The following is a 23,271-nucleotide window of genomic DNA, read 5'->3' on the forward strand; positions in this document are numbered from 1 at the left end:
AAAAAACCATAACAATATAGAATTTTCCTTTTACAAAGCCTGTAAACTCCTAATCATCAACGTCTCAGAACTAGCTTCTGCTCTAGTCTCTGTCTATCGCCTAAAATCGTTTATCCATTCCTTTTATGAAAGTCTCGCTTGCTTTGCTATAAAAAATGTAAAAAAGAAACCCGATTGGGAGCCAGCTCCCTCCCCGGGGGAGGGATTTTAGTTCCTTAGCCTGACGGCTATGGGCGAAAGCGCCCGACATTCGATTTTTCACAAATGAGATGATGTTACTGTTACTGATTCAAAGAAGGAAGGAACGTCATATTGATAAATTGCTGAATGCTTTAATAAGGATTAAGAGGAAATGTCGGGCGAAAGCGCCCGACCTACGCTTTTTGCGGAACCAGAATCAGGCTTCTACAGGCATAAAACCTGGCATGGCAGGCATGTAATTTTCGGCGTCAAAATAAGTATATTCCCAGGCATCCTGGCGAACCATCAGCTCTCTGAGCAGGCGATTATTGAGTTCATGACCTGATTTGTAACCTTCAAATGCACCGATTAATCCACAGCCCAGCAAGTACAAATCACCGATGGCGTCGAGCACTTTATGGGTAACGAACTCACTGTCGAAACGAAGACCATCTTCATTCAGAACACGGTATTCATCGACAACAATCGCATTATCCAGGCTTCCACCTTTGGCTAAATCATTTTCACGTAATTTTTCATAATCAGAAAGAAAACCAAAAGTTCTGGCCCGGCAAACTTCTTTCACATAGGAGGTGTTTGAGAAATCAAAAGTCGCTGTTTGCGGCTTGTCATTGAAAACTGGATGGTCAAAATCAATAGTAAAGGAAACTTTGTAGCCGTTATAAGGAAGAAATTGCACATACTTGCCATTATCTTCGACACGAATCGGCTTGAGGATGCGAATAAAGCGTTTAGCGGCGCTTTGCTCACGAATTCCGGCCGATTGAATCAGAAAAACAAAAGGCGCGGCGCTGCCATCCATAATCGGCAGTTCAGGCGCATTAATATCGACATAGGCATTGTCAATACCCAAACCAGCCAGCGCAGAAAGCAGATGCTCTACTGTAGCAACTTTTACCCCTTGATGCAGTAATGACGTGCATAACATGGTATCGCCAACATAATCATAAACTGCAGGGATTTCGACCACGGGATTTAAATCGATACGTCTAAATACGATGCCAGTATTGATTGGAGCGGGACGCAAGGTTAAAAGTACTTTATCACCAGAATGCAAACCAACACCTGTCGCTTGAATCACCTTTTTAGGAGTTCTTTGTTTAATCATTCAGCGATCACCTTATTCAGATATCCCATTTTTTCACACAATAATTCCCCCAATCATATCAACAATCGGTTGATTAGTCTAATTTTTTATTTATTTTATCGATACTTGCTTAGAGTCAGGTCGCTCGGCAAATCATCTGACTGAGCTGTAGTCTCATTTCGTCTATTCTCCGATGTCGCCAGGAAACGAATACGCTGCGTGTTTTGAATTAAACTTTGCTGATTGGCACCAGCCGTTAAATTGCTTATTACTCGAGAAAGTACCGTTTCTGAAGACCTGGGAGGATAGAGTATATCGTAAGCCCCTGTGGCGATCACCAGCAGGAAGAAAGGAATCAGCATTAGCCAGTCATTTTGTGATCCAACCAGAGCATTTTTAAGAAAACTCTGTGCAAACTGCCAATTGGACTCGTAATGGAGTAGACCATAATGCACTAGCATGAAACATTTGAGTAAAAGTAGCGCAAAGACTGCTGTATCCAGAAACTGAGTCTCAAGAAAATTGTTCCTTGCTCGAAATGTAGACGCCAATTCTTCATAATCAGTCGCTTCGCTTTCAGAAGCTTCATGCATTAGCCAATCAGTTATATTGACTAACGTCTCAAGATGCATCTCTGCATGCCAAGGCCGTTTTTTTATGCGCTGATTCATTTCAGAAAGTAGAGTATGAATTTTATCTCTGTTTTCGGCGTCGGCTGTTGTGGACCAAAAACGCAGTCTCGACGATATCAATTCAAACCTGAAAGGAATTTCGCTGAATGGTCGTGTGGGGTGTTCAAGTAAGCTGGTTTTATATTTTTTAGCCCGATTGAAAAGCTCAATAGGTGTTAGAAATGGCCCCGGAATAGAAACATAACTGGAAAAACTCATCCATCGCAAGCTATTGGAGGGCATGGTGACTCCCGCCAGCTGCAGCGCATAATACGCAGCATTTGAACAATTGTGAGTCAAATATTGATAATTTTCAGGACGGTTATACTCCGATAATTCAAATTGAGAACAGAAACTATTAAAAGACATTTTACTGACAAAGCTAACACAGTAATCATTGTCGTAATTATCAGGAGCAGCATAAAGCCCAACCATGCTGGTTTTCGTCGAATTATGCCATATTTTGACAATTCTGAAGTTCAGCCAAGCATCTTCATCTGGGTCACAGAAAGCATAGACTTGAGCACAGGAGCCATTATTGAATACGTTTAACTTAATTTGCATCTGACCACTTGATAACAAGGTGCAGATTGGGCGGCCATTCCCAATCTGCACTTATACTTAAGACTCTACCTGCTCTTCCTGACGGCGTAAGAAAGCCGGAATATCGAGATAATCGACATCGGGAATAGTGGGTTCGTTTGACTTGGCAGCAGACGACTGCATCGCGGGAGTTGCTTGCTTTCGCATCACAGCGGGTCTCTCATATTGCTGATAATCAAAGGTGCCATCGCTTCGCATTGATTCGGAAGTGCGGGTTTTGGCAATTCCAGCATATTGCGGTTGCTGTTGCTGCTGTCTGCCGCGATTGGGATCACCTAAACCGGTTACGATGACTGTGACTCGCATCTCATCGGTCATATCCGGATCAATGACGGTACCGACAACGACCGTGGCATCATCAGAAATGAACTCTTTCACCACATCACCCACTTCTTCAAATTCGCCGATTGACATATCAAGACCGGCAGTAATATTCACCAGAATACCGCGTGCGCCTGAGAAATTCACATCTTCCAATAAAGGCGAGGCAATGGCTGCTTCTGCCGCTTGTCTGGCTCGCTGCTCGCCGGTGGCGCTGCCGGTGCCCATCATCGCCATGCCCATTTCAGACATTACTGTACGAACGTCAGCAAAATCCACATTAATTAATCCTGGACGGGTGATTAAATCAGAAATCCCTTTTACTGCACCCAGCAATACATTATTTGCCGCTTTAAAGGCATTAAGCAGGCTGATATTTTTACCCAGAACGCTTAAGAGCTTGTTATTAGGAATTGTAATTAATGAATCCACATGCTCCGCAAGACGTCTGATTCCTTCATCAGCAGCCAGGGCTCGTTGCTTGCCTTCAAAAGAGAAAGGCTTGGTGACAACTGCCACAGTAAGGATATTTAATTCCTTGGCCACCTCAGCAAACACTGGAGCCGCACCGGTACCGGTACCGCCACCCATACCCGCTGTAATAAATACCATATCCGCGCCTTCAAGCACTTCGCGAATGCGGTCACGATCTTCTTCAGCCGCTTCGCGGCCGATTTGCGGATTGGCACCTGCGCCAAGCCCTTTGGTGAGATTATCACCTAATTGAATATGAACTTTAGCGTTGGAGTTTTTTAATGCCTGTGCATCAGTATTGGCACAGATAAATTCAACTCCATCAATATTTTCAGCGACCATATGCTCAAGCGCATTACCGCCACCGCCGCCAACTCCCACCACTTTGATAACGGCACTGTTGTCCTGGCTTTGCGTTAATTCAAACATTCCTGCCTCTCCCCTCTTTTTAACTGCCGATTAATACTTAGAGATTATGTATATCATACTGTCCATTTAATAAATCAGAACACGTCCACACACAATTCAACTCATTTTTATACAGGGCCTAATAATTCATTGAGCGATTAGATCCTGTATTCCTAAAACTCCAGTTTAAAAATTCCCTTGAAACCATTCTCGCATTCTTGACCACATGCTTTTACCGCTTTCACTAAGAGTCGGCACGCTGTAGCCTCCTTCGTATTGCTGTTGAAATCCGTGCAGTAGTAAACCCACTCCTGTAGCCAGTGAGGGGTTGCTTGTCGCCTCCACTAATCCTGCCACATGATGCGCGCATCCCTGCCTTACCGGCATTTCAAAACATAATTCCGCCAGTTCAATAGCACCGCGCACGCAGGAGCCGCCACCGGTTATAACCATTCCCGCAGCAATTCGATTTTCAAACCCGCTGCGTCTTAGTTCATTTCTAACCAATCTGAATAGTTCTTCATAACGTGCCGAAACCACATCAGCCAGGATTTTTGCGGAAATTTTTCGACCTGGACGTTCATTGACGCTTATGACTTCCAGCATTTCATCAGCATTCGCAAATTCGGGCAAGGCACAGGCATGGTTGACTTTAATCACTTCTGCCGCCTTGGTTGGGGTTCTTAGCGCCATCGCGATATCATTGGTTACCTGATCGCCGGCAATTGGAATCACGGCGGTATACTGAATAGCTCCTTCGGCGAATACAGCGATGTCTGTTGTACCCCCGCCAATGTCCAATACGCAGACCCCTAACTCTTTTTCATCATCAGTAAGTACTGCATGACTGGATGCCAATTGCTCGAGAATGACATCTGATACCTCAAGACCACAGCGGCGCACACACTTTGCTATATTCTGCGCAGCACTCACCGCTCCGGTTACAATATGCACTCGGGCTTCAAGTCTGACACCTGACATGCCGGCTGGTTCGCGGATGCTTCCCTGATTATCGATAATAAATTCCTGAGGAAGGATATGCAGAATTTTTTGATCAGCAGGAATGGCGACTGCTTTTGCTGCTTCAATAACCCGCTCAACATCAGCCTGGGAGACTTCCTGATCACGAATAGCCACAATACCATGCGAATTAAGGCTGCGAATATGACTACCGGCGATCCCGGCATATACAGTTCGTACTTCACAGCCAGCCATTAGTTCCGCTTCCTGTACGGCTCGCTGTATTGAGTTCACAGTTGCCTCAATATCGACAACTACACCACGTTTTAAACCACGAGATGGATGGCGCCCTATACCGATCACTTCAATAGTTCCATCGGAGCTAACTTCCCCAACCAGCGCCACTACCTTTGATGTTCCTATATCCAAACCGGTTATGATATTTTTTTCTGATTTTTTAGCCATTATCTTCCCGCTTCATTTTTCCATTGCACTGCCATACCACGCGGATAGCGTAGATCGACACTTGCCAATTGCGCTGATTTTTCTGCAAAAACTGCTGGATAAGCCTTACAAAACCTTAATATTCGCTTTTCCAGGTCCCGCTTACCCAGTCGCAATTGCACGCCATTATCCAAACCAAGCTCCCAGGCATGATTGTCGCGTAATTCCAGTGAGGATGCGTGCAAACCATAAATTGATAATATCTTACTCATTTTTTTGTAAACTTGTAAGACTTCTCTGTATTGATTAGACGGTCCACTCAGCTCCGGTAGCAATATATCTGTTTGAGAATTGCCCTCATTGAACATTTCTCCATCTTCAGTCAGCATAGCGTCATTCCACTTCGCGAATGGAATTTTTTCTACCAGGGTAATTTTCAGAGTGTCCGGCCAGACTCGTTCAATATGAACTTGGCGAGTCCATTCAAAAGCTGATAGCTCCGTATGCAGTCTTCCTACCGACAAAGAGAAAAAGCTGTCATTTAAATATTTTTCCAGTACCTCTTCCAGCTGCTTATGCGAAATATGGTGGTAACTGGCAGCAATCTTTACAGTACTTATTGGGAAGCGTTCTGGATCTGCCACAAATAAATAAATCAGACGCGCCGCCAAAAAAAGGGCGCAGGCGATTAACAGTGATAATACACTCGCATAGCGCAGTTGCCCTTTTTCCCCATCCATCCTCTTGCCTCGTCTTTTATAATCGCGAAGGGCTTAAATAAGCCCGGCAATTCGTTCCTGTTCCTACTGATAATTGGTCACTAACTGTTGTTTACAGCGATGATGTCTCATCGCCAGTTCAACCAACTTATCCAGCAGATCAGGATAGCAAAGACCACTGGCATCCCAAAGCTTCGGATACATGCTGATAGGAGTAAACCCAGGCAGCGTGTTGATTTCATTAAAATAAATCTGATTAGTCTGTTCGTTAACAAAGAAATCGACTCTTGCCATTCCCTTGCACTTCAGGCGCAGAAAAATAGCGCTTGCCATTTTTTGTAATCGCTCCAGTAAAGAGGCAGGCAGGCTGGCGGGAATGTGTAATTCAGTTTCTTCGCTTTCCAGGTATTTGGCCGTGTAGGAATAAAATCCATCCGCATGGTTAACTTTTATTTCACCAGCCACACTAACCAAAGGCTCGGCAGGCTGTTGACTATTCTCAAGAACTGATAATTCAATTTCCCGACCGGCAATAAACTCTTCCACCAGAATCGCTTCATCGTAGCGCAGCGCGTCGTCTACCGCGCGGGCAAGCTCTTCGGCTGTCTTGGCTTTATGAATTCCCACTGAAGAACCGAGCGAGCAGGGTTTCACAAAAAGCGGCAAACCGAATTCGCTAATCATTTGCTGGCAAAACTGCTGTTTTTCTTTCGCAGTCGCATGCCAGGACAGCATGCGGTATCTCGCACTCTGAATATCACCATAGCAAGCCAGGCGTCGCGCCATGTCCTTATCCATGCCGATAGCAGACGCAAGGACGTCGCAACCTACGTAGGCCGTATCTGCCAATTCCAGCAAACCTTGAATACAGCCATCTTCATATAAGGGCCCATGCATTACAGGAAAGACCACATCGGCTTCAACCGCTAAATGGCCATTGACAAACAGGCTGGGAAGAAGCCGGGATTTTTCAGTCTGCACTGGCAGGCTTTTCCCAGCGGCCAGCAGCTCCTGATAATCGTTTAAATAACATCGCCCTTCCTTATCAATACCAATAGGAATTATCCGATACTTATCGGCTCGGAGCTGAGTTAATACGGAGGCGGCAGAAATGAGTGACACTTCATGTTCGCCGGACTTTCCACCATAAAGAAGTACGAGATTAATTAGATTAGACATGTTTTGCTCCGATGATATGTACTTCGCGAATTAGTTCTACGCCTGTTTGTTGATGAACTGTTTCACGCACTAGCTCTATTAACGATTCAATATCATTAGCAGAAGCATTTCCATGTTGGTTAATAATAAAATTGGCATGTTTGGCAGATACTACAGCCCCACCCACTTGCCTTCCCTTCAACCCACAGGATTCAATTAATCGGGCCGCAAAATTGCCTGGCGGGTTTCTAAAGACTGAACCACAGTTATATTCGCTGGTGGGCTGGGTTTCGGCTCTGTGCGCAAGCAGCTCTTTAATCAGTTTCAGAGACTGCTCTTTTTCTCCCTTTTCCAGACGGCAGGTGGCCGCAATAAACCACTCATTATCAGCCAGTCCAGAAACATGCCTATAGGAAATTTCAAATTCTTCAGGCTTGCGAATTCTGCGTTCACCTCGTCGAGTCATGGTCTCAACCTGAACAACCGCCTTCCAGGTTTCGCTGCCAAAACAACCCGCATTCATTCGCAAAGCGCCCCCCATCGTTCCAGGAATACCTGCCCAGAACTCCCCGCCAGCCAGATTATTACGTGCGCAGAAACGGGCCATCGTGGCGCAGGAAACTCCTGCTTCAACCTGTACAGTTGTCTCATCAATAAGATGAACGTTTTTCAAACACCCCTGAGTCAGAACAACCGTTCCCGGGAAACCACCATCTCGAATGAGAGAATTACTGCCCAGCCCCAGCCAGAGCAATGGTTCATCGGCTGGTAATTGCTTCAGAAAAACAGCCAAATCCTCAATACTCACTGGCTTATACAGTTTATGAGCCGGCCCCCCTGCTCGCCAGGTGGTATAATCAGCCAAAGGCTCATGCAGCAACAGCTCTCCCTGATAAGTCGGCTCCGCAGATTGCAGATTCATTGTGCTCATGCTGGCTCTCTTATGGCTTGTACCAGGTTGATTGCCATCTGCCCAACATTTCCAGCACCCTGCATCAGAATGACATTGCCTTCAGTAACGATTTCATCAAGGGTCGACTGCAAAGTCTGCTCGTTAATAAGGCGGGCATTGGGGAAGTTTTTACGAATTTCCTGTAAAAGCGACTGACTGGAAACGCCTTCAATCGGAGATTCTCCTGCTGAGTAAATATCCAGTAACAGTAGCTCATCGGCCAGACTCAGAGCGTCTACAAATTGTGAAAACAAGGAGTGAGTACGGCTGTATCGATGCGGCTGGAATACATGAATCAGGCGTCGATCAGGCCACACCCGGCGAAATGCGTCGATAGTTGAAATAATTTCCTGGGGATGATGTCCATAGTCGTCGACCACAATAGCACTGCCTTGTTCAAAGCGGCGCTCGCCTAAAATCTGAAAGCGGCGACCCACACCCTGGAATTTGAACAAGCCATTGATAATCGCTTCATCACTCACATCAAGCTCAGTCGCAATGGCAATTGCCGCCAAAGCGTTTAATACATTATGCCGGCCCGGCCAGGAGAACTTAATCGCCAGTGGTTTGTGGGGCGCGGGTCTGATGACCGTAAACTCACTGAGCAGGCCATTCTGCGTCCAATCCACTGCTCGAAAATGAGCATCTTCCCGGAAACCATAGGTTTTGGTCGGCCGCTGGATGGCCGGCAATATACGCCGCACTTCATCATCCTCAAGGCAAACCACTGCCAGACCATAAAAAGGTAAATGATGGAGAAACTCGACAAAGGTGCTGCGAAGCTTGTCGAAATTGTCATCATATGTGGCCATATGATCGGCATCGATATTGGTAACCACAGCCATCATTGGCTTCAGGTATAAAAAGGAGGCATCGCTTTCATCCGCTTCAGCCACGAAATAAGCCGATTTACCTAATTGCGCATTACTACCGCAGCTATTAAGCTTGCCGCCGATAACAAAACTGGGATCAAAACCACCCTCGGCCAGAATACTACTGACCAGACTGGTTGTAGTGGTCTTACCATGAGTACCGGCAATAGCGATCCCATGGCGAAAGCGCATAAGCTCTGCCAGCATGGCCGCCCGGGGGATAACGGGAATTAGTTGCTCATGCGCTGCAATAATTTCGGGGTTTTCAGACTGGACAGCGGTTGATCGAACGACCACATCCGCGCCATGAATATTTTCCACGCGATGTCCGATGTGAACTTTGATGCCGAGAGATTGCAGGCGTTGAACCGTTTTATTTTCGCTAATATCAGAGCCGGTTACCCGATACCCTTCATTATGCAGCACCTCAGCGATACCACACATGCCAACACCGCCAATTCCAACAAAATGAATCTGTTCCACCCGCCCCATCCTTGGCGAAAGAAAGTGTCCCAAGCTATTCACACAATTCCCCTTTATTTTCTATTAGGCTGGCGATCTTAATCCCAATGATTGCCAACGATTTTCATGATCGATACGCAGCAGTAATGCAATGACCATACAATTTACCACCATACTTGCGCCCCCATAACTCAGCAGGGGTAACGTCAAGCCCTTTGTCGGCAGTAACCCTGAATTCACACCCATATTAATAGCTGCCTGTAATCCCAGCCAAAAGGTTAAACCATAGGCAGCGTAAGCAGCAAAAAGCCTCTCCTGGCTATGCGCGGTATATCCAATTAATAAACCTCGACACACCAGTATACTATACAAAATCAATACTAGAAGCACACCCAGCAAACCTAATTCTTCTGCCAGTACAGCAAATAAGAAATCCGTATGCGCCTCAGGCAAATAGAATAATTTTTGAACGCTGTCGCCAAGTCCGGCTCCCATCCATCCGCCTCGCCCAAAAGCGATTAAAGACTGGGTCAACTGGTAACCGCTATTGTATTGATCCGCCCAGGGATCAAGAAATGCGGTCAATCTGGCGACACGATAAGGAGACGAAATAGCCAGTAAAGCCAGAGCCGCCCCTACCACCAGTAGTAACCCGGCATAATAACGAAATTTAACCCCAGCCAGAAATAACATCGCCATCACAGTTCCGGTTATGACCACTGTGGCACCAAAGTCAGGCTCCATTAGTAGTAAAACCGCGACCACACCCAAAATAATCATGGGTTTTATAAAGCCTAGAATCGATTGTCTGATCGACTGTTGCTGCCGTACCAGGTAGCCCGAAACATAAAAGATCATGGTCATTTTGGCGAGTTCGGATACCTGAATGCCAATAGGGCCAAATGCCAGCCAGCGCCGGCTGCCATTCACTGTCCGGCCAATGCCAGGAACCAAAACCACCAGCAGCATCAAAAGGCAGACCAGCAAAAGCGGCATACTCAATTTTTCCCAGGAGCTGCTGTCAATGCGCATGATAACCAAAGCCACCATAAAACCCGCGAACAGATAACAGAATTGGCGAATGAGAAAATGAAAAGGCTGATGATAATATTTGGTTGAAATCATAACGGCGCTTGAAGCAACCATCATCAGGCCAATGATAATCAAACCCAATACCGCCCCCATAAGCCATCTGTCATAAAGGGCTAAAGGTTTATTCGTGGGTTTACCGCGTTGAGTATAATGCCTGGGTTGCATATCGTTATAACCTTCTGACTGCTTCGCTGAACACCTCGCCCCGATGATTAAAATCTTTAAACATATCCATACTCGCGCAGGCAGGAGAAAGCAGCACCACATCCCCCGGTTTAGCTTCGTCTCTGGCAAGTGCTACGGCATTATCAAGATTTGATGCTCTTAACACCGGAACGACTCCGGTCAACGCGGCTTCAATCTGGTCAGCATCTTTTCCAATTAATACAACCGAGCGCACGTATTCGCTCACAGGAGTACGCAATTCATTAAAATCAGCCCCTTTCCCCAAACCACCGGCTATCAGAACAATTCGCCCCTGCATGGCCCCGCCGATTCCTGATATTGCTGATATGGCCGCTCCAATGTTGGTTCCTTTCGAGTCATTAATCCAGTCGACCCCATCCAGCGCTCTCACCCACTGGCAACGATGAGGAAGTCCAGCGAATCGGGTTAACACATCACGAATACTTTGTGTATCGATTCCTGCGGCGGTTGCTAAAGCACAGGCAGCGAGTGAATTTTGCCAATTATGCTTGCCCTTAATCAGGATATCGTTTACTGGAATGATGCAATTCTCTTCAAAGGCCAGACTGTTCATTTCTGCCTGGCGAATAATTCCCCATTGTCCGGCTGTGGGCTGACTAAAGCCAAAGCTGATTGCCTTATGAACTGCCTCTTGCTCAATCGGTGTGGTTTGCCAGTCATCGCGATTATACACACAGAGTCCGGCATTCCTATAAACTCGCTGTTTGGAAAACCGATAAGCTTCGATGCTGTGGTGTCTGTCCAAATGATCGGGGGTGATGTTTAATATGGTGGCCGCAACCGGAGACAAGCTGTAGATTAAATCAAGCTGGAAGCTTGAGAGTTCCAGAATCCAAAGATCATAGTGTTGTTTATCATCGAGTAAATCCAGAACAGGCAGGCCGATGTTACCTGCAACAGCCACAGACAAGCCCGCTTTTTTGGCCATCTCGCCAACCAGGGTGGTTACAGTGGACTTGCCGTTAGTGCCGGTAATTGCGACAACCGGAGCCTGGATTTCTCGCGCCAGACATTCGATATCACCAATTACCGGAATTTTTTTTTCAATCGCTTTTTGCAGAAAAGGCTCATCCAGAGAAATGCCAGGGCTGGCAATGATTTCTTTTAACTGATCATATATTTCATCTGGAAACTGCCCCAGGAAAATATCAACTCCCGGAAAATCAGTTCTGAATTCGCTTAAACCAGCGGGTTCTGCGCGGGTATCAAATACCACAAAAGGTAAATTACGACGATGTAGATAGCCTGCTATTGAGCGCCCTGTTTTTCCAAGACCGGCAACCAGATACAATGATTGATTCATAATTTTCCTATCGTAACTTTAATGTAGCCAAACCACAAAGAACGAAGATTATTGTCATAATCCAGAAACGCACGATAACCTTAGGTTCCGACCAGCCTTTTAACTCAAAATGATGATGCAGAGGCGCCATACGGAACAAGCGTTTGCCACCGGTATATTTAAAATAACCCACCTGTAAAATTACCGACATAGTTTCCAATACAAACAAGCCGCCCATGATCAGGAGAACCAGCTCTTGTCTAACCACTACTGCAACGGTTCCCAAGGCAGCGCCCAATGCCAATGAGCCGACATCGCCCATAAACACCTGAGCCGGATAGGTGTTGTACCAGAGAAAGCCAAGCCCTGCGCCCAAAACCGCTGAGCAGAAGATAGTCAGTTCGCCAGTGTCAGGTACAAAGGGGATAGACAGATAATGAGCATACACCGCATTGCTGCTGGCATAGGCAAATACACCAAGCGCTCCAGCAACCATTATAATAGGCACTATGGCCAGACCATCCAGTCCATCGGTCAGATTCACCGCATTACTGCTACCAACGATAACAAAATAAGCCAGTATCGGGAATAGCGGTCCCAGATTGACTATCAGATTTTTGAAGAAAGGGATAGTGAGCTGGGTATGCACCGGCAAGTTGGCATTGAGGTATAAATAAAGTACAGCCAGGATTGCGATTACGGATTGCCAGAAATATTTCCAACGCCCTGGCAAACCCCTGCTGTTTTTACGAACGACTTTACGATAATCGTCAATCCAGCCTACCGCACCAAAGCCCAGTGTTACCAGCAGAACCAGCCACAAGGCGGGTTGATGTAAATCGCCCCATAATAAGCTGCTGGCCGTAATCCCCACAAGAATCAGTACGCCCCCCATAGTGGGAGTTCCTGCCTTTGACAAATGAGTTTGCGGACCGTCATTACGCACCACTTGCCCCATCTGCAAATTGCGAAGCCAGCGAATCATTAATGGACCGCAAAACAGGCTTACTAAAAGAGCCGTGAGTGCCGCAAGAATTGAGCGAAAGGTCAAATATTGAAACACTCTGAACGCATGATACTGTCCCTGTATAAGCTGCGTTAACCAGTAAAGCATGTTGGGAATTCCTCAAAAATAATTAATATTTAAATACTTTTTCTGCCAGTTGTTTTTTTCCAGCAAAATACAAACGCAAAACCGGGCAAGAATACCACAAACCAGGCTTCAATTTGTAGCCCACCTTGAGACAAGCGTATTGCCATTAAGTTAAGATCAATTTTCTATTAACCTGTCGTCCCCGCGAAGGCGGGGATCCATCTCTGAGCTTGCTATAATGGCAACTGAGGAATGGATTCCCGCCTTCGCGGGAATGACAAAGCCTTCTCAACTTAGTGGCAGTGTCCGCAGGGCGGGTTCCACATCAAGCCACTAACTGGTGAACAATATTTTCCATCGCAGCCGATCGAGAGCCCTTTACCAATACTGTCGTGCTGCTGTCCAATTGCGGCAGTAAATCCTGGGCCAGGGCGTCCTGACTGGTGTAATGTCTGGCAGCCTGACCAAATGCCTTGCTGGTGAATTCGCTTTGCCGGCCACAGGTCAGGAGTAAATCGATGCCGTGAGACAGAGCGGCCTGACCAATTTCTTCATGATGTTTTTGTGTCCAGGCACCCAGTTCACCCATATCACCCAAAACTAAAATACGCTTGCCCTGCCGCTTCGACAGCACATCGACAGCCGTTAATACTGAGCGAAGATTAGCATTGTAGGTATCATCAATGACTATGGAATTATTTTTACCGGCCAAATAAGTCATCCTGCCTTTTACACCCGAAAAGGTATTGAGACCATTGGCAATATCTACAGAACTAATACCGGCAGCATAAGTACAACTTGAGGCTGCCAGCGCATTACGAATAGAATGCTCTCCAGGAACCTGAAGATGAATTTTCTCACTTCCATTAGGTAGTATCAGGGTAAATGAGGCACATCCTTTATCATCATAAGTAATGTCCCGGGCATGAACATCGCCAGTGTGCAATCCAAAACGCAGGACTTTTCTGTCGGTAAATAGTCCATCCCAGAAATGGGCATAATGATCATCCTGATTAACAACAGCAGTGCCATTTTCGGACAAGCCCTCGTAAATTTCTCCCTTGGCACGAGCTACTCCATCAATAGAGCCAAAGCCTTCGATATGTGCCGGAGCAATGTTGTTAATCAAAGCGATTTGCGGTTTGACTATGGCAACCGTATGAGCAATCTCTCCCGGATGATTCGCTCCCAGTTCAAATACTGCATAGCGATGTGCTTTGCTTAACTGCAGGACACTGAGTGGTGCGCCAATATGGTTATTCAGATTGCCAAAGGTTGCATGGGAGGGCTTGGGTAAAATCGATGCAATCATTTCCTTGACGGTTGTTTTACCATTGCTTCCTGTCAGGGCAATCACCGGACAATCAATACTCTGGCGGTGGGCTTTGGCCAGTTCAGTCATTGCCGTTAGAGAATTGTCCACCAGAATCTGGGGTATATTCGCCTTTGGGTGCTTTTGCTCACAAATAACAGCCGCAGCGCCATTCGCCTGGGCGTCCAGAATAAATTCATAACCATTAAGGCGTTCACCCTGTAACGCGACAAATAAATCGCCCTTTTTTACCTGCCGGCTATCAATCACAATCCGCTGAATTTCACCTGCGAATTCAGGGCATCCCAGTATCTTTGTAATTTCTTCTAATTTCATGAACTCTCGTCCTTCCGGAATTGCTTCATTTGGGTTTTAAATTCTGCTCAGTTCAAAAGCTAGTGGGCAAGTTCAATCAAATCTCGTTCCTCTTCCGGAATATTAAGCATCTGATAATACCTTGCCATACCTTCTTCGTTTAAAACTCGCTGCTGATCATCCAGTAAACGCGCATCCAGGCCCTCACTTAATAATCTCGCAGTTTCAAACATGGCTCTGATTCGTTCGGCATCCACCTCTGGTTCGCCGGAAGTCTGCATAAAGAGGCACAGGCCTTTTACGCTGAACGCACCGATATTCTGCAAATCAAATACCCCTGTTGCGGTTGCCGCAGCCAGACTGCAAAGAACAGCTCCCTGACCATTGGCTTGCTGATGGCGGTGAAATAACTGACCTTCTCCAAAACGCAGACCCGCAGCCAGCACTGTCTGTAACAGCTCATAGCCAGCCAGCTGGCGATTTTCCTTGGCCTGTAAAAACAACATGATCATTTTTCCAGGTTTAACCCTCGGTTGTTTTTTCTCTTCTACGACCGCTCTTACCACGGGTGTTTTGACTTCACGAACTGGATGCTTTCTGACTTCGGGCTCCTCTTTCACTTCAGAAGAAGCGGTATTGTCCTGAGTCAATTTGCGTACAGCGATAATGTCATCAAATGAACGGTTCTCCGCAGCGGTTCCCAGTGTGGGTTTCGCTTGCTGATTCACCGCCGTACTGAAACTTTGCCGCCTGGCTTTCATTAATCGCCCGATTGCGATTACCACCCCAATGAGTAACACCACATTGAGAATCAGACTCCAGTTTGCCTGCATGTTTGACTCCTATTAATTAGTCTTCAAGGTTTTAACTCACCTTCCCAGACATTTGATTTTTATAAATTATGATTCGGTCATTACTAAAGCTTGCTCAACATCGACAGTGACCACTCGCGATACACCGGGTTCCCTCATAGTGACACCAATTAAGTGATCCGCCAACTCCATTGCGATCTTATTGTGAGTAATAAACAGGAATTGCACGAATTGTGACATTTCTTTAACCAAAGCACAAAATCTTCCGACATTCACATCATCAAGCGGCGCATCCACTTCGTCCAACATACAAAACGGTGAAGGATTTAATTGAAATATGGCAAATACCAGAGCAACAGCTGTCATAGCCTTTTCACCGCCTGATAGCAGATGAATCGTACTATTGCGCTTGCCCGGGGGCTGAGCCATTACCATGATTCCCGCTTCCAGAAGATTATCACAGGTTAATTCAAGAAAGGCTCGCCCTCCACCAAAAAGGCGTGGGAAAAGACTTTGAAAACGCGAATTCACCTCATCAAAGGTAATTTGTAAACGCTGCCGCGTTTCTTTATCCATTTTTTCAATAGCCACCTCAAGCGTCGACAGCGCCTCTGTTAAATCGTTGTGCTGTTCATCAAGATACAATTTACGCTGAGCTTCCGTTTCGTATTCTTCGATAGCGGCAAGATTGATTGCCCCAAGCCGGCCAATTTTGTCAACAATTTCCTGTAACTGCTGTTCGCATAATGCCCAAGTACTTTCCTCAGGAATTTCATTTAGAATGTCCTGAGGATTTACATTCAATTCATTAAGATTTTCCAGAACAGTATCAATCCGAACAGTCAAGGTCTGCAGCTGTAATTGTTCCTGCTGCGTTTTATCCTGCAGGGTTTTGGCGGCAGATTCCTCTGCTTTGTAAAGTGATTCCTGATGAGACAAACTTTGGTTTAAACTGTCAATTGCCTCCCTGTACTGGCAAAGCACATCTTCCAGCTCCTGATGCTGAGCCAGTTTGTCATCCAGTGAATTGGTCCTGCTGCTATCAGGTGTTTCAAGCTCAAATAAACGCTGTGCGATTTTTTCCAGACGTTCCCCAATAGTTTGCTGCCTGACTTCCTCTCGCTGAATGTTGGCACTCAGCTGCTTATTAATCAGTGCTTCTCTCTCTCGCTGCAATTCTATCTGATGGATGCGGCTGCGGCAGTCGTCCAGGGACTGACGGCGCGCCTTGCTATGCTCATCCCAGATCTGCTTTTCAGCATTAAAACGAATCTGTTCCTGCTCATAACGCTGCAATTCCTGTTGGGTGAGGCTGAGTTTGATTTGAACGTCTTCTTTTTCCAGATTTAGCTCTTCGAGCTGCTGATACAGCTCATGCGTCTCATCATCAAAACGGTGGCGCATTTGTTTCTGATGCGCAATCTGTCGTTCCAGTGCGTCTATTTCCGCTTTCAGCTGTCTTTGCTGATCCTGCCTCTGTCGACGATTATCCTGCCAGTTCTCAAGCTCGAACTCTTTATTCTGAATTTGTTCGCGAACTTCCTCTAATTGACCCTGAAGCACCTTCAATACCGCTTCGCATTCGGCCAGTTTTTCACGGCAGTGATTTAATTGCTGCTGCTTGACCAGCAAGCTCTCACCGGATTGCTCTTGCGGCAAAATGACCTGTAGCCAAGCTTGCGCCATCCAGATTCCTTGCGGAGTAATCACAGACTCTTCAGGCTTGAGTCTCGGCAGCCACGCACGCGCCTGCTCCAAATCTTCGGCAGCATAAATTCGACCAAGATAAACCGCGGATTCAGGAATCAGTCCCTGAATTTTATCGGCAAGGCAGGGAATGTCCTGTTTAACCTGTGCAGTGTGCGCCGCGGTGGTGAAGGTTCCCCCGGTAATCTGCTGTTCGCTGAGCGCCGGCATTAATTCGCTGATATCGTCCACAACGACTGCATGCATACCCAGTCCCAGGATTAACTCAATCGCATATTCCCAGCCTTTTTCCACCTGCATTTTTTCAATAAGACGGGGCCTGGCTGACCAGGGTTGTGGGATTGTATGCTGCTGGTTAACGCGATTGTGGAGGGCAGCGCTTAGACTGGCCTGCTCTACATTTAACTGATGTGAGCGGCTTTGTTGCTGACGAAGACTGCTTTCAGTTTCATTCGCCAGACGCTTCAATGCCTGGATATCGGCCATAAGAAGCTGGCTCTGTGTTTCAGCCTGTTCAGATTGTTCTGCTGTTTGAGACAAGGCATCCTGCAACCCATTGAATTGCTCCAAAAGCCCGTCTACGGGGGTGAGTTGCTGCTTCTCAATAGTAATTTTTTCCAGCCTGATTTGACATTCATGCGTTCGCTGCTGAATATGCTGCAGGCGTAGTTGCTCAAGCTGGCTGTCACGTGCAAGTTTGTTTAAATGGGTGCTTACTTCACCGGCGGTATTCTGCCAGGCGGCAAATTCTTCCTGCAGCGATTGATAAGCCTGGGTACACTCATCCAGCTCATCGCGCAAGCTATCCAGTCTGACGTCCAGTTCTTTCTGATTAAGCTCACTGGATGCCAGGGTTTCAGCATCCAGTTGCAATTGCTCGCAAACCGTCTGCCAGTCATTCTGTAATTGCTGTTGATCGCTCTGCAGACGTTGTTTTTCGCGATGCTGCTGTTCACGACTTTCTTCCAGGCGGGCTATTTCCGTAGCCAGCTGATAAAATTGCTCCTGCAGCAACTGAAATTGCTGGTTCTTCTGATACAGACTCTCACGCATTTCCGTACATACCCGATAGGCAGTCGTAGATTGCGTTTGATGTTGTTCATGGCTAATGAGCAACTGGGCGAGATTTTTACGGGTTTGTTCCTGTTCCTTGATTAAGGCATCCCATTTTAAAGCCAGGATTTCGGCTTTGCATCGCTTTTCCTGCTCCACTAACTCCTGATAACGCGCGGCGGTTTTAGCCTGACGTTCGAGACGCTGCAATTGCTTGCCCAACTCTTCCCGGACATCAGCGACGCGTAAGAGATTTTCGCGGGTATGACCGATTCTTAGCACAGTTTCCCGCCGTCTTTCCTTGTATTTGGAAATCCCCGCGGCCTCTTCCAGAAAGGCGCGTAACTCCTCAGGTCTGGCTTCAATAATTTTGGAAATAGTTCCCTGGCCAATGATTGAGTAACCGCGGGCGCCCGCACCGGTTCCCAAAAAAATATCGGTAATATCGCGGCGGCGACAGCGGGTTCCGTTTAAAAAATAGGAGGAATCGCCGTCGCGGGTGATTAGGCGCTTGACTGAAATTTCCTGATAACTGGCGTATTGACCCGTTAAACGGCCCATGCTGTTATCAAATACCAGTTCAACCGAAGCCTGGCCCACTGCTTTTCGGGTTGATGAGCCATTGAATATGACATCGGTCATTGATTCACCGCGCAGGTTTTTTGCAGCGCTTTCACCCATTACCCAACGCACCGCATCGATGACATTGGATTTTCCGCAACCATTGGGCCCGACGACAGCGACAAGCTGACTTGGGAATGGAATTACGGTTGGATCTACGAAAGATTTGAAACCTGCCAGTTTTAATTGTTTAAGCTGCATGGGATGAAGGGCAATCGATTATTGAAAAATTGTACCTTAATATCTCCAATGAAGAGAAGGTTTTGGCTGCATTATTTTCCCGGCAGACAATGTTATTTCAGCACGGCGTTGTTGCGTAAATAGGACATGCAACAACCTGTTATCTTTGCGAACAAACAACACTATTTTTTTAAGATAGGCAATATCCAGTCACAAACTGGATTCAAAGTGCCAGGACTATGTCGTGTGATAGGCTATACTTGAGAAACAAGCAGCCATTTTTCTGACAGCCAGCTTCCTTGGCAGGCTGCAAGCGCCTGAAACTGCCAGAGAGGGTAAGAAAATGACCAAGGCAATATGGAATGGCACAATAATTGCTGAAAGTAATCAGTGTGAGCGTTTGGAAGGAAATTTCTACTTTCCTTTAGATTCAGTACATCAGGAATTTCTAACAGGCAGTTCCCATACTTCAACATGTCCCTGGAAGGGAATTGCTCATTACTATGATGTTACGGTAGATGGCAAAACAAACCCGGCAGCGGCCTGGTATTATCCGGAGCCAAAAGAGGCAGCCAACAGGATAAAAAATTATATCGCTTTCTGGAAAGGCGTAAGCATTATCGATTAATGAGTGATATCCTCCCTAGAAGGATTTGAAAATGGATCGGGCACAGCTTAAAAATAGTTATCAGACTATTCGCTATCAGACAGAAATTATTTGCGAACCCCTGGTTACTGAAGACTATGTGATTCAGGCAATTGAAGATGTCAGCCCGCCCAAATGGCATTTGGCACATACCTCCTGGTTTTTTGAAACGTTTATTCTTAAATCCTTTGTTCCTGATTACACTCTGTTTCAGAATGATTTTGAGTTTTTATTTAACTCTTACTATCAAGGGGTTGGCCATCCCTTTCCCCGCCCCCAGCGCGGCTTGCTCTCCCGCCCGACAGTGAATGAAATTTTTGGATACCGCAGGGCTATTGATCATCGAATACTCGAAATGCTTGACCGCCTCCCTGAGGAACAACTTGAACGCGTTACCGCATTGATTACGCTGGGTTTGCATCATGAGCAGCAGCATCAGGAATTATTGCTCATGGACATTAAATATAATTTTTCCGTGAACCCATTATTCCCGGTCTATAAGCCGCAACGAGCCTTGGTAAAAGCAACTGAACCGCTTTCTTTAAAATTTATTGAAGTAGCCGGCACTATCGCAGAAATTGGCCACGATGGCGGCAAATTTTGTTTTGATAATGAGCTGCCGCGACACCGTAAGATATTAACACCCTATGCACTCGCTAATCGACTGGTTACCAATGGAGAATATCTGGAATTCATTGAGGCCAATGCCTATCAGGAACCGCAATGGTGGTTGTCTGATGGTTGGGATTGGCTTCAGCAGCAACATATTCGTTCGCCACTTTACTGGCATGAAATAGATAATCAATGGTTCATTTTTGGGTTGTCTGGCCTAAACGAGCTGGTCCCGGAAGAACCAGTGGCGCATATCAGTTTTTACGAAGCAGAGGCTTTTGCGAGATGGAGAGGTTGTCGATTGCCCACTGAGGAAGAATGGGAACACTTTGCATGTCATTATCCACTGGGAACAGGAAGTGAAAATTTCATGGACAAAGGACTTTTCCACCCGCTGCCCTGCTCTCAGCCAAATAAGGGTAACGTTCATCAGCTTTTTGGTGATCTCTGGGAATGGACTGCCAGCTGCTACAGCGCTTATCCAGGGTACAAATCACTTGAAGGTTCTCTGGGTGAATATAATGGCAAATTTATGAATAACCAACGAGTCTTGCGCGGGGGAAGTTGTGCAACGCCTGCGGCTCATATCCGCATTACTTATCGAAATTTTTTTCAACCAGATAAACGCTGGGCATTCAGCGGGATTCGTCTGGCCCGGGATGAAGAAAATTTGTCGATTCAAACTAATAAAAAGGATAAAAAATGAATGCAAATTTACAGATTAAGACGATAAGTGATCGAAAATACCCGCAGAATGATCGCCAGGAATTTATGCGCGATGTTGAAAAAGGACTTTCCAGTAAAAAGAAGTACATTTCCTCAAAATATTTTTATGATGAGAAAGGCAGTGAGTTATTTAATCAGATAACGAGGCATCCTGATTACTACCTGACAAAATGTGAACTCGAAATTCTCGAAGACAACAAGCGGGAATTCGCCGACATTTTTGGAGAAAGCAGTTTTAATCTGATTGAGCTTGGCCCAGGTGAAGGAATTAAATCCAGAATATTTATTGATGAGTTTCTGCAGAGGTCCCTGGATTTCACTTATTTTACTATCGATATTTCAAGACGCTATCTTAATCAGATTGTTAAGCAATTTAATCATGACTTGCCAAAACTTAAGCTTATCGCTTTGAACTCCGATTATTTTAGCGGCCTGCACTGGCTGAGCCAGCGCTCTAAACGACGAAATGTAGTTCTTTTTCTAGGATCCAGTATTGGTAACTTTAATCAGGAAGATACCCAGGTTTTTCTGAAGAATATTGCCAGCGATCTGCAAAATGATGACTATCTGCTTATTGGCTTTGACCTTAGAAAAGATATCAACATTTTAAACAAGGCATATAACGACAGTGATCTGATCACCCGCAATTTCAATCTGAATCTGCTAAATCGCATGAATCGTGAACTGGGCGCCCACTTTAATCCAGAACAATTTCAGCATTATGCCACTTATAACGTCTATTCGGGAGCAATGGAAAGTTACCTGCTCAGCCGAAAAAAACAATCCATCGCTATTGATGCCTTAAACCGCTCTTTTAGCTTTTATGAATACGAACCCATTCATGTTGAATATTCTTACAAATATCTGATTGATCAACTGGCGGTTTTTGCAGAGAACAGTGGTTTTGAAATCGTGAAAAATTATATGGATTCAAAAAACTATTTTGTGGATTCGCTATGGCGCGTACGCAAATAGTCTGAAGCCTGTCTTAGAGGCAAGGAGAATATGATGAATCTGGTCACAGCAAGCAAGCCTGTTTCATTTATCAATAAAAATGGAATACGCCTTAAAGGCATCCTTGAGCAGCCTCTCATAGCCAGTAAAACCTATGCGATTTACGCGCATTGCTTTACCTGTACCAAAAGCTCCCTGGCTGCCGTGAGAGTGAGCAAGGCACTGGCACAACAGGGAATTAATGTGCTGCGTTTTGACTTTGCGGGTCTTGGGCAAAGCGAAGGCAATTTCAGTGAATCCAATTTCACCAGCAACCTTGATGATTTGATTGCCGCCTTTCACTTTCTTAGCCAGGAGTTTAATACTCCCCAGATATTAATCGGACATAGTCTTGGCGGAGCGGCAGTTCTTGCAGCGCTTAATCAATTACCAGATATCAAGGTGGTTATAACTATCGGTGCTCCGGCTTATGCCGCCCATGTTGTTCATAATTTTAATGACAAAATCAGTGAAATTGAGAAGAATGGACAGGCAGATGTTCTTCTGGGCGGACGCAAGCTCACACTTACCCGCCAGTTTCTGAATGATTTGGCTCAATATCATTGTGTGGAGCGTCTGGCAAAGAACAAGGCGGCTCTTTTAGTCTGTCATTCCCCTGTCGACACCACCGTATCTATAGAACATGCCGAGCAGATTTTTAAAGCGGCAAAACATCCCAAGAGTTTTTTGTCACTGGGTGATGCCGATCATCTGGTTACCCAGCAAAAGGATGCCGATTTTCTGGCCCGCATGATAGCCGGGTGGAGTATGCGTTGGGTGAACATTGAGAATGAACCTCAAGCAGTTGACAGCCAGAATCAGGTGATTGTCAGTGAAAGCCATCAAAGCAAATTTCAGCAGATTATTGATTGGCAGGGACAGCAGTTGATTGCCGACGAACCCATTGAGTCCGGCGGAAAAAATACAGGCCCCGGACCCTATGATTATTTACTAATGGCTCTTGGCGCCTGCACCAGCATGACCTTACGTCTTTATGCAGAACATAAGCAAATTCCCCTGCAGCATGTCAGTGTTCGCTTAAACCATAAAAAAGAACATATTCGCGATTGCGAGGATTTTGAAAATAAAAACAAAGTGCTCGATCACATTTTTAAACAACTGCATATCAGCGGCCCCTTAACCGATGAACAGGTTCGGCGTCTTGAAGAAATCGCAGAGCGCTGTCCGGTACATCGTACCTTACTGGGAGAAATTATCATCACCAGTGAGATTTTAAGGAAAGATCAGGAATAGCCTGTGGGTCAATTCAATACCCCGGCCCTCACAG

At 46.0% G+C, this 23,271-nt stretch carries 18 protein-coding genes; 4 read left to right on the top strand and 14 right to left on the bottom strand.

Annotation, left to right across the window (positions count from 1 at the left end):
* Nucleotides 1-397: 397 nt before the first annotated feature.
* The 14 genes from lpxC to smc form a co-directional block, all read right to left on the bottom strand.
* Nucleotides 398-1,309 (bottom strand): UDP-3-O-acyl-N-acetylglucosamine deacetylase, encoded by a 912-nt coding sequence (lpxC, locus tag B1207_RS06940; protein ID WP_112219281.1) that lies wholly within the window; start codon nucleotides 1,307-1,309, stop codon nucleotides 398-400.
* A gap of 95 nt (nucleotides 1,310-1,404) precedes the next feature.
* Nucleotides 1,405-2,523 (bottom strand): hypothetical protein, encoded by a 1,119-nt coding sequence (locus tag B1207_RS06945; protein ID WP_146740039.1) that lies wholly within the window; start codon nucleotides 2,521-2,523, stop codon nucleotides 1,405-1,407.
* A 57-nt stretch (nucleotides 2,524-2,580) separates the two neighbouring features.
* On the bottom strand, nucleotides 2,581-3,786 hold the full coding sequence (ftsZ, locus tag B1207_RS06950) for a cell division protein FtsZ (RefSeq protein ID WP_112219283.1): 1,206 nt from the start codon (nucleotides 3,784-3,786) through the stop codon (nucleotides 2,581-2,583).
* A 165-nt stretch (nucleotides 3,787-3,951) separates the two neighbouring features.
* Entirely contained in the window at nucleotides 3,952-5,190 is a 1,239-nt protein-coding gene (gene ftsA, locus B1207_RS06955) for a cell division protein FtsA (RefSeq protein WP_112219284.1), read from the bottom strand.
* Complete coding sequence (locus B1207_RS06960) at nucleotides 5,190-5,909, bottom strand: cell division protein FtsQ/DivIB (protein WP_112219285.1); 720 nt, start codon at nucleotides 5,907-5,909, stop codon at nucleotides 5,190-5,192. The genes ftsA and B1207_RS06960 overlap by 1 nt, the downstream gene beginning before the upstream one ends.
* A gap of 63 nt (nucleotides 5,910-5,972) precedes the next feature.
* A complete protein-coding gene (locus B1207_RS06965) occupies nucleotides 5,973-7,067 on the bottom strand; it encodes a D-alanine--D-alanine ligase family protein (protein WP_112219286.1) in 1,095 nt (364 codons plus the stop codon).
* Complete coding sequence (gene murB, locus B1207_RS06970; RefSeq protein WP_112219287.1) at nucleotides 7,060-7,977, bottom strand: UDP-N-acetylmuramate dehydrogenase; 918 nt, start codon at nucleotides 7,975-7,977, stop codon at nucleotides 7,060-7,062. The genes B1207_RS06965 and murB overlap by 8 nt, the downstream gene beginning before the upstream one ends.
* Nucleotides 7,974-9,362: a UDP-N-acetylmuramate--L-alanine ligase gene (murC, locus tag B1207_RS06975; protein WP_437178499.1), complete on the bottom strand. Its 1,389-nt coding sequence runs from the start codon at nucleotides 9,360-9,362 to the stop codon at nucleotides 7,974-7,976. The genes murB and murC overlap by 4 nt, the downstream gene beginning before the upstream one ends.
* A gap of 54 nt (nucleotides 9,363-9,416) precedes the next feature.
* Nucleotides 9,417-10,589, bottom strand: a complete 1,173-nt coding sequence (ftsW, locus tag B1207_RS06980) for a putative lipid II flippase FtsW (RefSeq protein ID WP_058506297.1) — start codon at nucleotides 10,587-10,589, stop codon at nucleotides 9,417-9,419.
* Between the two features lie 4 nt (nucleotides 10,590-10,593).
* Nucleotides 10,594-11,934 carry a UDP-N-acetylmuramoyl-L-alanine--D-glutamate ligase gene (murD, locus tag B1207_RS06985; RefSeq protein WP_112219289.1) on the bottom strand — a complete coding sequence of 447 codons (1,341 nt, stop codon included), beginning with the start codon at nucleotides 11,932-11,934 and terminating at the stop codon, nucleotides 10,594-10,596.
* Nucleotides 11,935-11,941: 7 nt separating this feature from the next.
* Entirely contained in the window at nucleotides 11,942-13,027 is a 1,086-nt protein-coding gene (gene mraY / locus B1207_RS06990; RefSeq protein WP_058506299.1) for a phospho-N-acetylmuramoyl-pentapeptide-transferase, read from the bottom strand.
* Nucleotides 13,028-13,331: 304 nt separating this feature from the next.
* Nucleotides 13,332-14,654, bottom strand: coding sequence for a UDP-N-acetylmuramoyl-tripeptide--D-alanyl-D-alanine ligase (locus tag B1207_RS06995; RefSeq protein ID WP_112219290.1), 1,323 nt, complete (start codon nucleotides 14,652-14,654; stop codon nucleotides 13,332-13,334).
* Between the two features lie 59 nt (nucleotides 14,655-14,713).
* Nucleotides 14,714-15,466, bottom strand: coding sequence for a cell division protein ZipA C-terminal FtsZ-binding domain-containing protein (locus tag B1207_RS07000; protein ID WP_112219291.1), 753 nt, complete (start codon nucleotides 15,464-15,466; stop codon nucleotides 14,714-14,716).
* Nucleotides 15,467-15,532: 66 nt separating this feature from the next.
* A complete protein-coding gene (gene smc / locus B1207_RS07005) occupies nucleotides 15,533-19,027 on the bottom strand; it encodes a chromosome segregation protein SMC (protein WP_112219292.1) in 3,495 nt (1,164 codons plus the stop codon).
* A 322-nt stretch (nucleotides 19,028-19,349) separates the two neighbouring features.
* Here smc and B1207_RS07010 point away from each other — a divergent pair, with 322 nt between their 5' ends.
* The 4 genes from B1207_RS07010 to B1207_RS07025 are packed head-to-tail and all read left to right on the top strand — an operon-like array spanning nucleotide 19,350 to nucleotide 23,237.
* Nucleotides 19,350-19,634 (top strand): DUF427 domain-containing protein, encoded by a 285-nt coding sequence (locus B1207_RS07010; RefSeq protein ID WP_112219293.1) that lies wholly within the window; start codon nucleotides 19,350-19,352, stop codon nucleotides 19,632-19,634.
* Nucleotides 19,635-19,665: 31 nt separating this feature from the next.
* A complete protein-coding gene (egtB, locus tag B1207_RS07015; RefSeq protein ID WP_112219294.1) occupies nucleotides 19,666-20,970 on the top strand; it encodes an ergothioneine biosynthesis protein EgtB in 1,305 nt (434 codons plus the stop codon).
* The gene (gene egtD, locus B1207_RS07020; protein ID WP_112219295.1) at nucleotides 20,967-21,965 is read left to right on the top strand and encodes an L-histidine N(alpha)-methyltransferase; all 999 of its coding nucleotides are present in this window, start codon (nucleotides 20,967-20,969) and stop codon (nucleotides 21,963-21,965) included. The genes egtB and egtD overlap by 4 nt, the downstream gene beginning before the upstream one ends.
* Before the next feature lie 30 nt (nucleotides 21,966-21,995).
* A complete protein-coding gene (locus tag B1207_RS07025; RefSeq protein WP_216362462.1) occupies nucleotides 21,996-23,237 on the top strand; it encodes a bifunctional alpha/beta hydrolase/OsmC family protein in 1,242 nt (413 codons plus the stop codon).
* The last annotated feature ends 34 nt before the right edge of the window (nucleotides 23,238-23,271 follow it).

Origin of the sequence: Legionella quinlivanii (assembly GCF_003265995.1) — a bacterium.
Lineage (GTDB): Bacteria > Pseudomonadota > Gammaproteobacteria > Legionellales > Legionellaceae > Legionella_C > Legionella_C quinlivanii_A.

Bases quoted from the DNA above. Each gene is read 5' to 3' on its own strand.
- lpxC (WP_112219281.1), bottom strand. From the start codon at position 1,309: ATGATTAAACAAAGAACTCCTAAAAAGGTGATTCAAGCGACAGGTGTT.
- B1207_RS06945 (WP_146740039.1), bottom strand. From the start codon at position 2,523: ATGCAAATTAAGTTAAACGTATTCAATAATGGCTCCTGTGCTCAAGTC.
- ftsZ (WP_112219283.1), bottom strand. From the start codon at position 3,786: ATGTTTGAATTAACGCAAAGCCAGGACAACAGTGCCGTTATCAAAGTG.
- ftsA (WP_112219284.1), bottom strand. From the start codon at position 5,190: ATGGCTAAAAAATCAGAAAAAAATATCATAACCGGTTTGGATATAGGA.
- B1207_RS06960 (WP_112219285.1), bottom strand. From the start codon at position 5,909: ATGGATGGGGAAAAAGGGCAACTGCGCTATGCGAGTGTATTATCACTG.
- B1207_RS06965 (WP_112219286.1), bottom strand. From the start codon at position 7,067: ATGTCTAATCTAATTAATCTCGTACTTCTTTATGGTGGAAAGTCCGGC.
- murB (WP_112219287.1), bottom strand. From the start codon at position 7,977: ATGAGCACAATGAATCTGCAATCTGCGGAGCCGACTTATCAGGGAGAG.
- murC (WP_437178499.1), bottom strand. From the start codon at position 9,362: ATGGGGCGGGTGGAACAGATTCATTTTGTTGGAATTGGCGGTGTTGGC.
- ftsW (WP_058506297.1), bottom strand. From the start codon at position 10,589: ATGCAACCCAGGCATTATACTCAACGCGGTAAACCCACGAATAAACCT.
- murD (WP_112219289.1), bottom strand. From the start codon at position 11,934: ATGAATCAATCATTGTATCTGGTTGCCGGTCTTGGAAAAACAGGGCGC.
- mraY (WP_058506299.1), bottom strand. From the start codon at position 13,027: ATGCTTTACTGGTTAACGCAGCTTATACAGGGACAGTATCATGCGTTC.
- B1207_RS06995 (WP_112219290.1), bottom strand. From the start codon at position 14,654: ATGAAATTAGAAGAAATTACAAAGATACTGGGATGCCCTGAATTCGCA.
- B1207_RS07000 (WP_112219291.1), bottom strand. From the start codon at position 15,466: ATGCAGGCAAACTGGAGTCTGATTCTCAATGTGGTGTTACTCATTGGG.
- smc (WP_112219292.1), bottom strand. From the start codon at position 19,027: ATGCAGCTTAAACAATTAAAACTGGCAGGTTTCAAATCTTTCGTAGAT.
- B1207_RS07010 (WP_112219293.1), top strand. From the start codon at position 19,350: ATGACCAAGGCAATATGGAATGGCACAATAATTGCTGAAAGTAATCAG.
- egtB (WP_112219294.1), top strand. From the start codon at position 19,666: ATGGATCGGGCACAGCTTAAAAATAGTTATCAGACTATTCGCTATCAG.
- egtD (WP_112219295.1), top strand. From the start codon at position 20,967: ATGAATGCAAATTTACAGATTAAGACGATAAGTGATCGAAAATACCCG.
- B1207_RS07025 (WP_216362462.1), top strand. From the start codon at position 21,996: ATGATGAATCTGGTCACAGCAAGCAAGCCTGTTTCATTTATCAATAAA.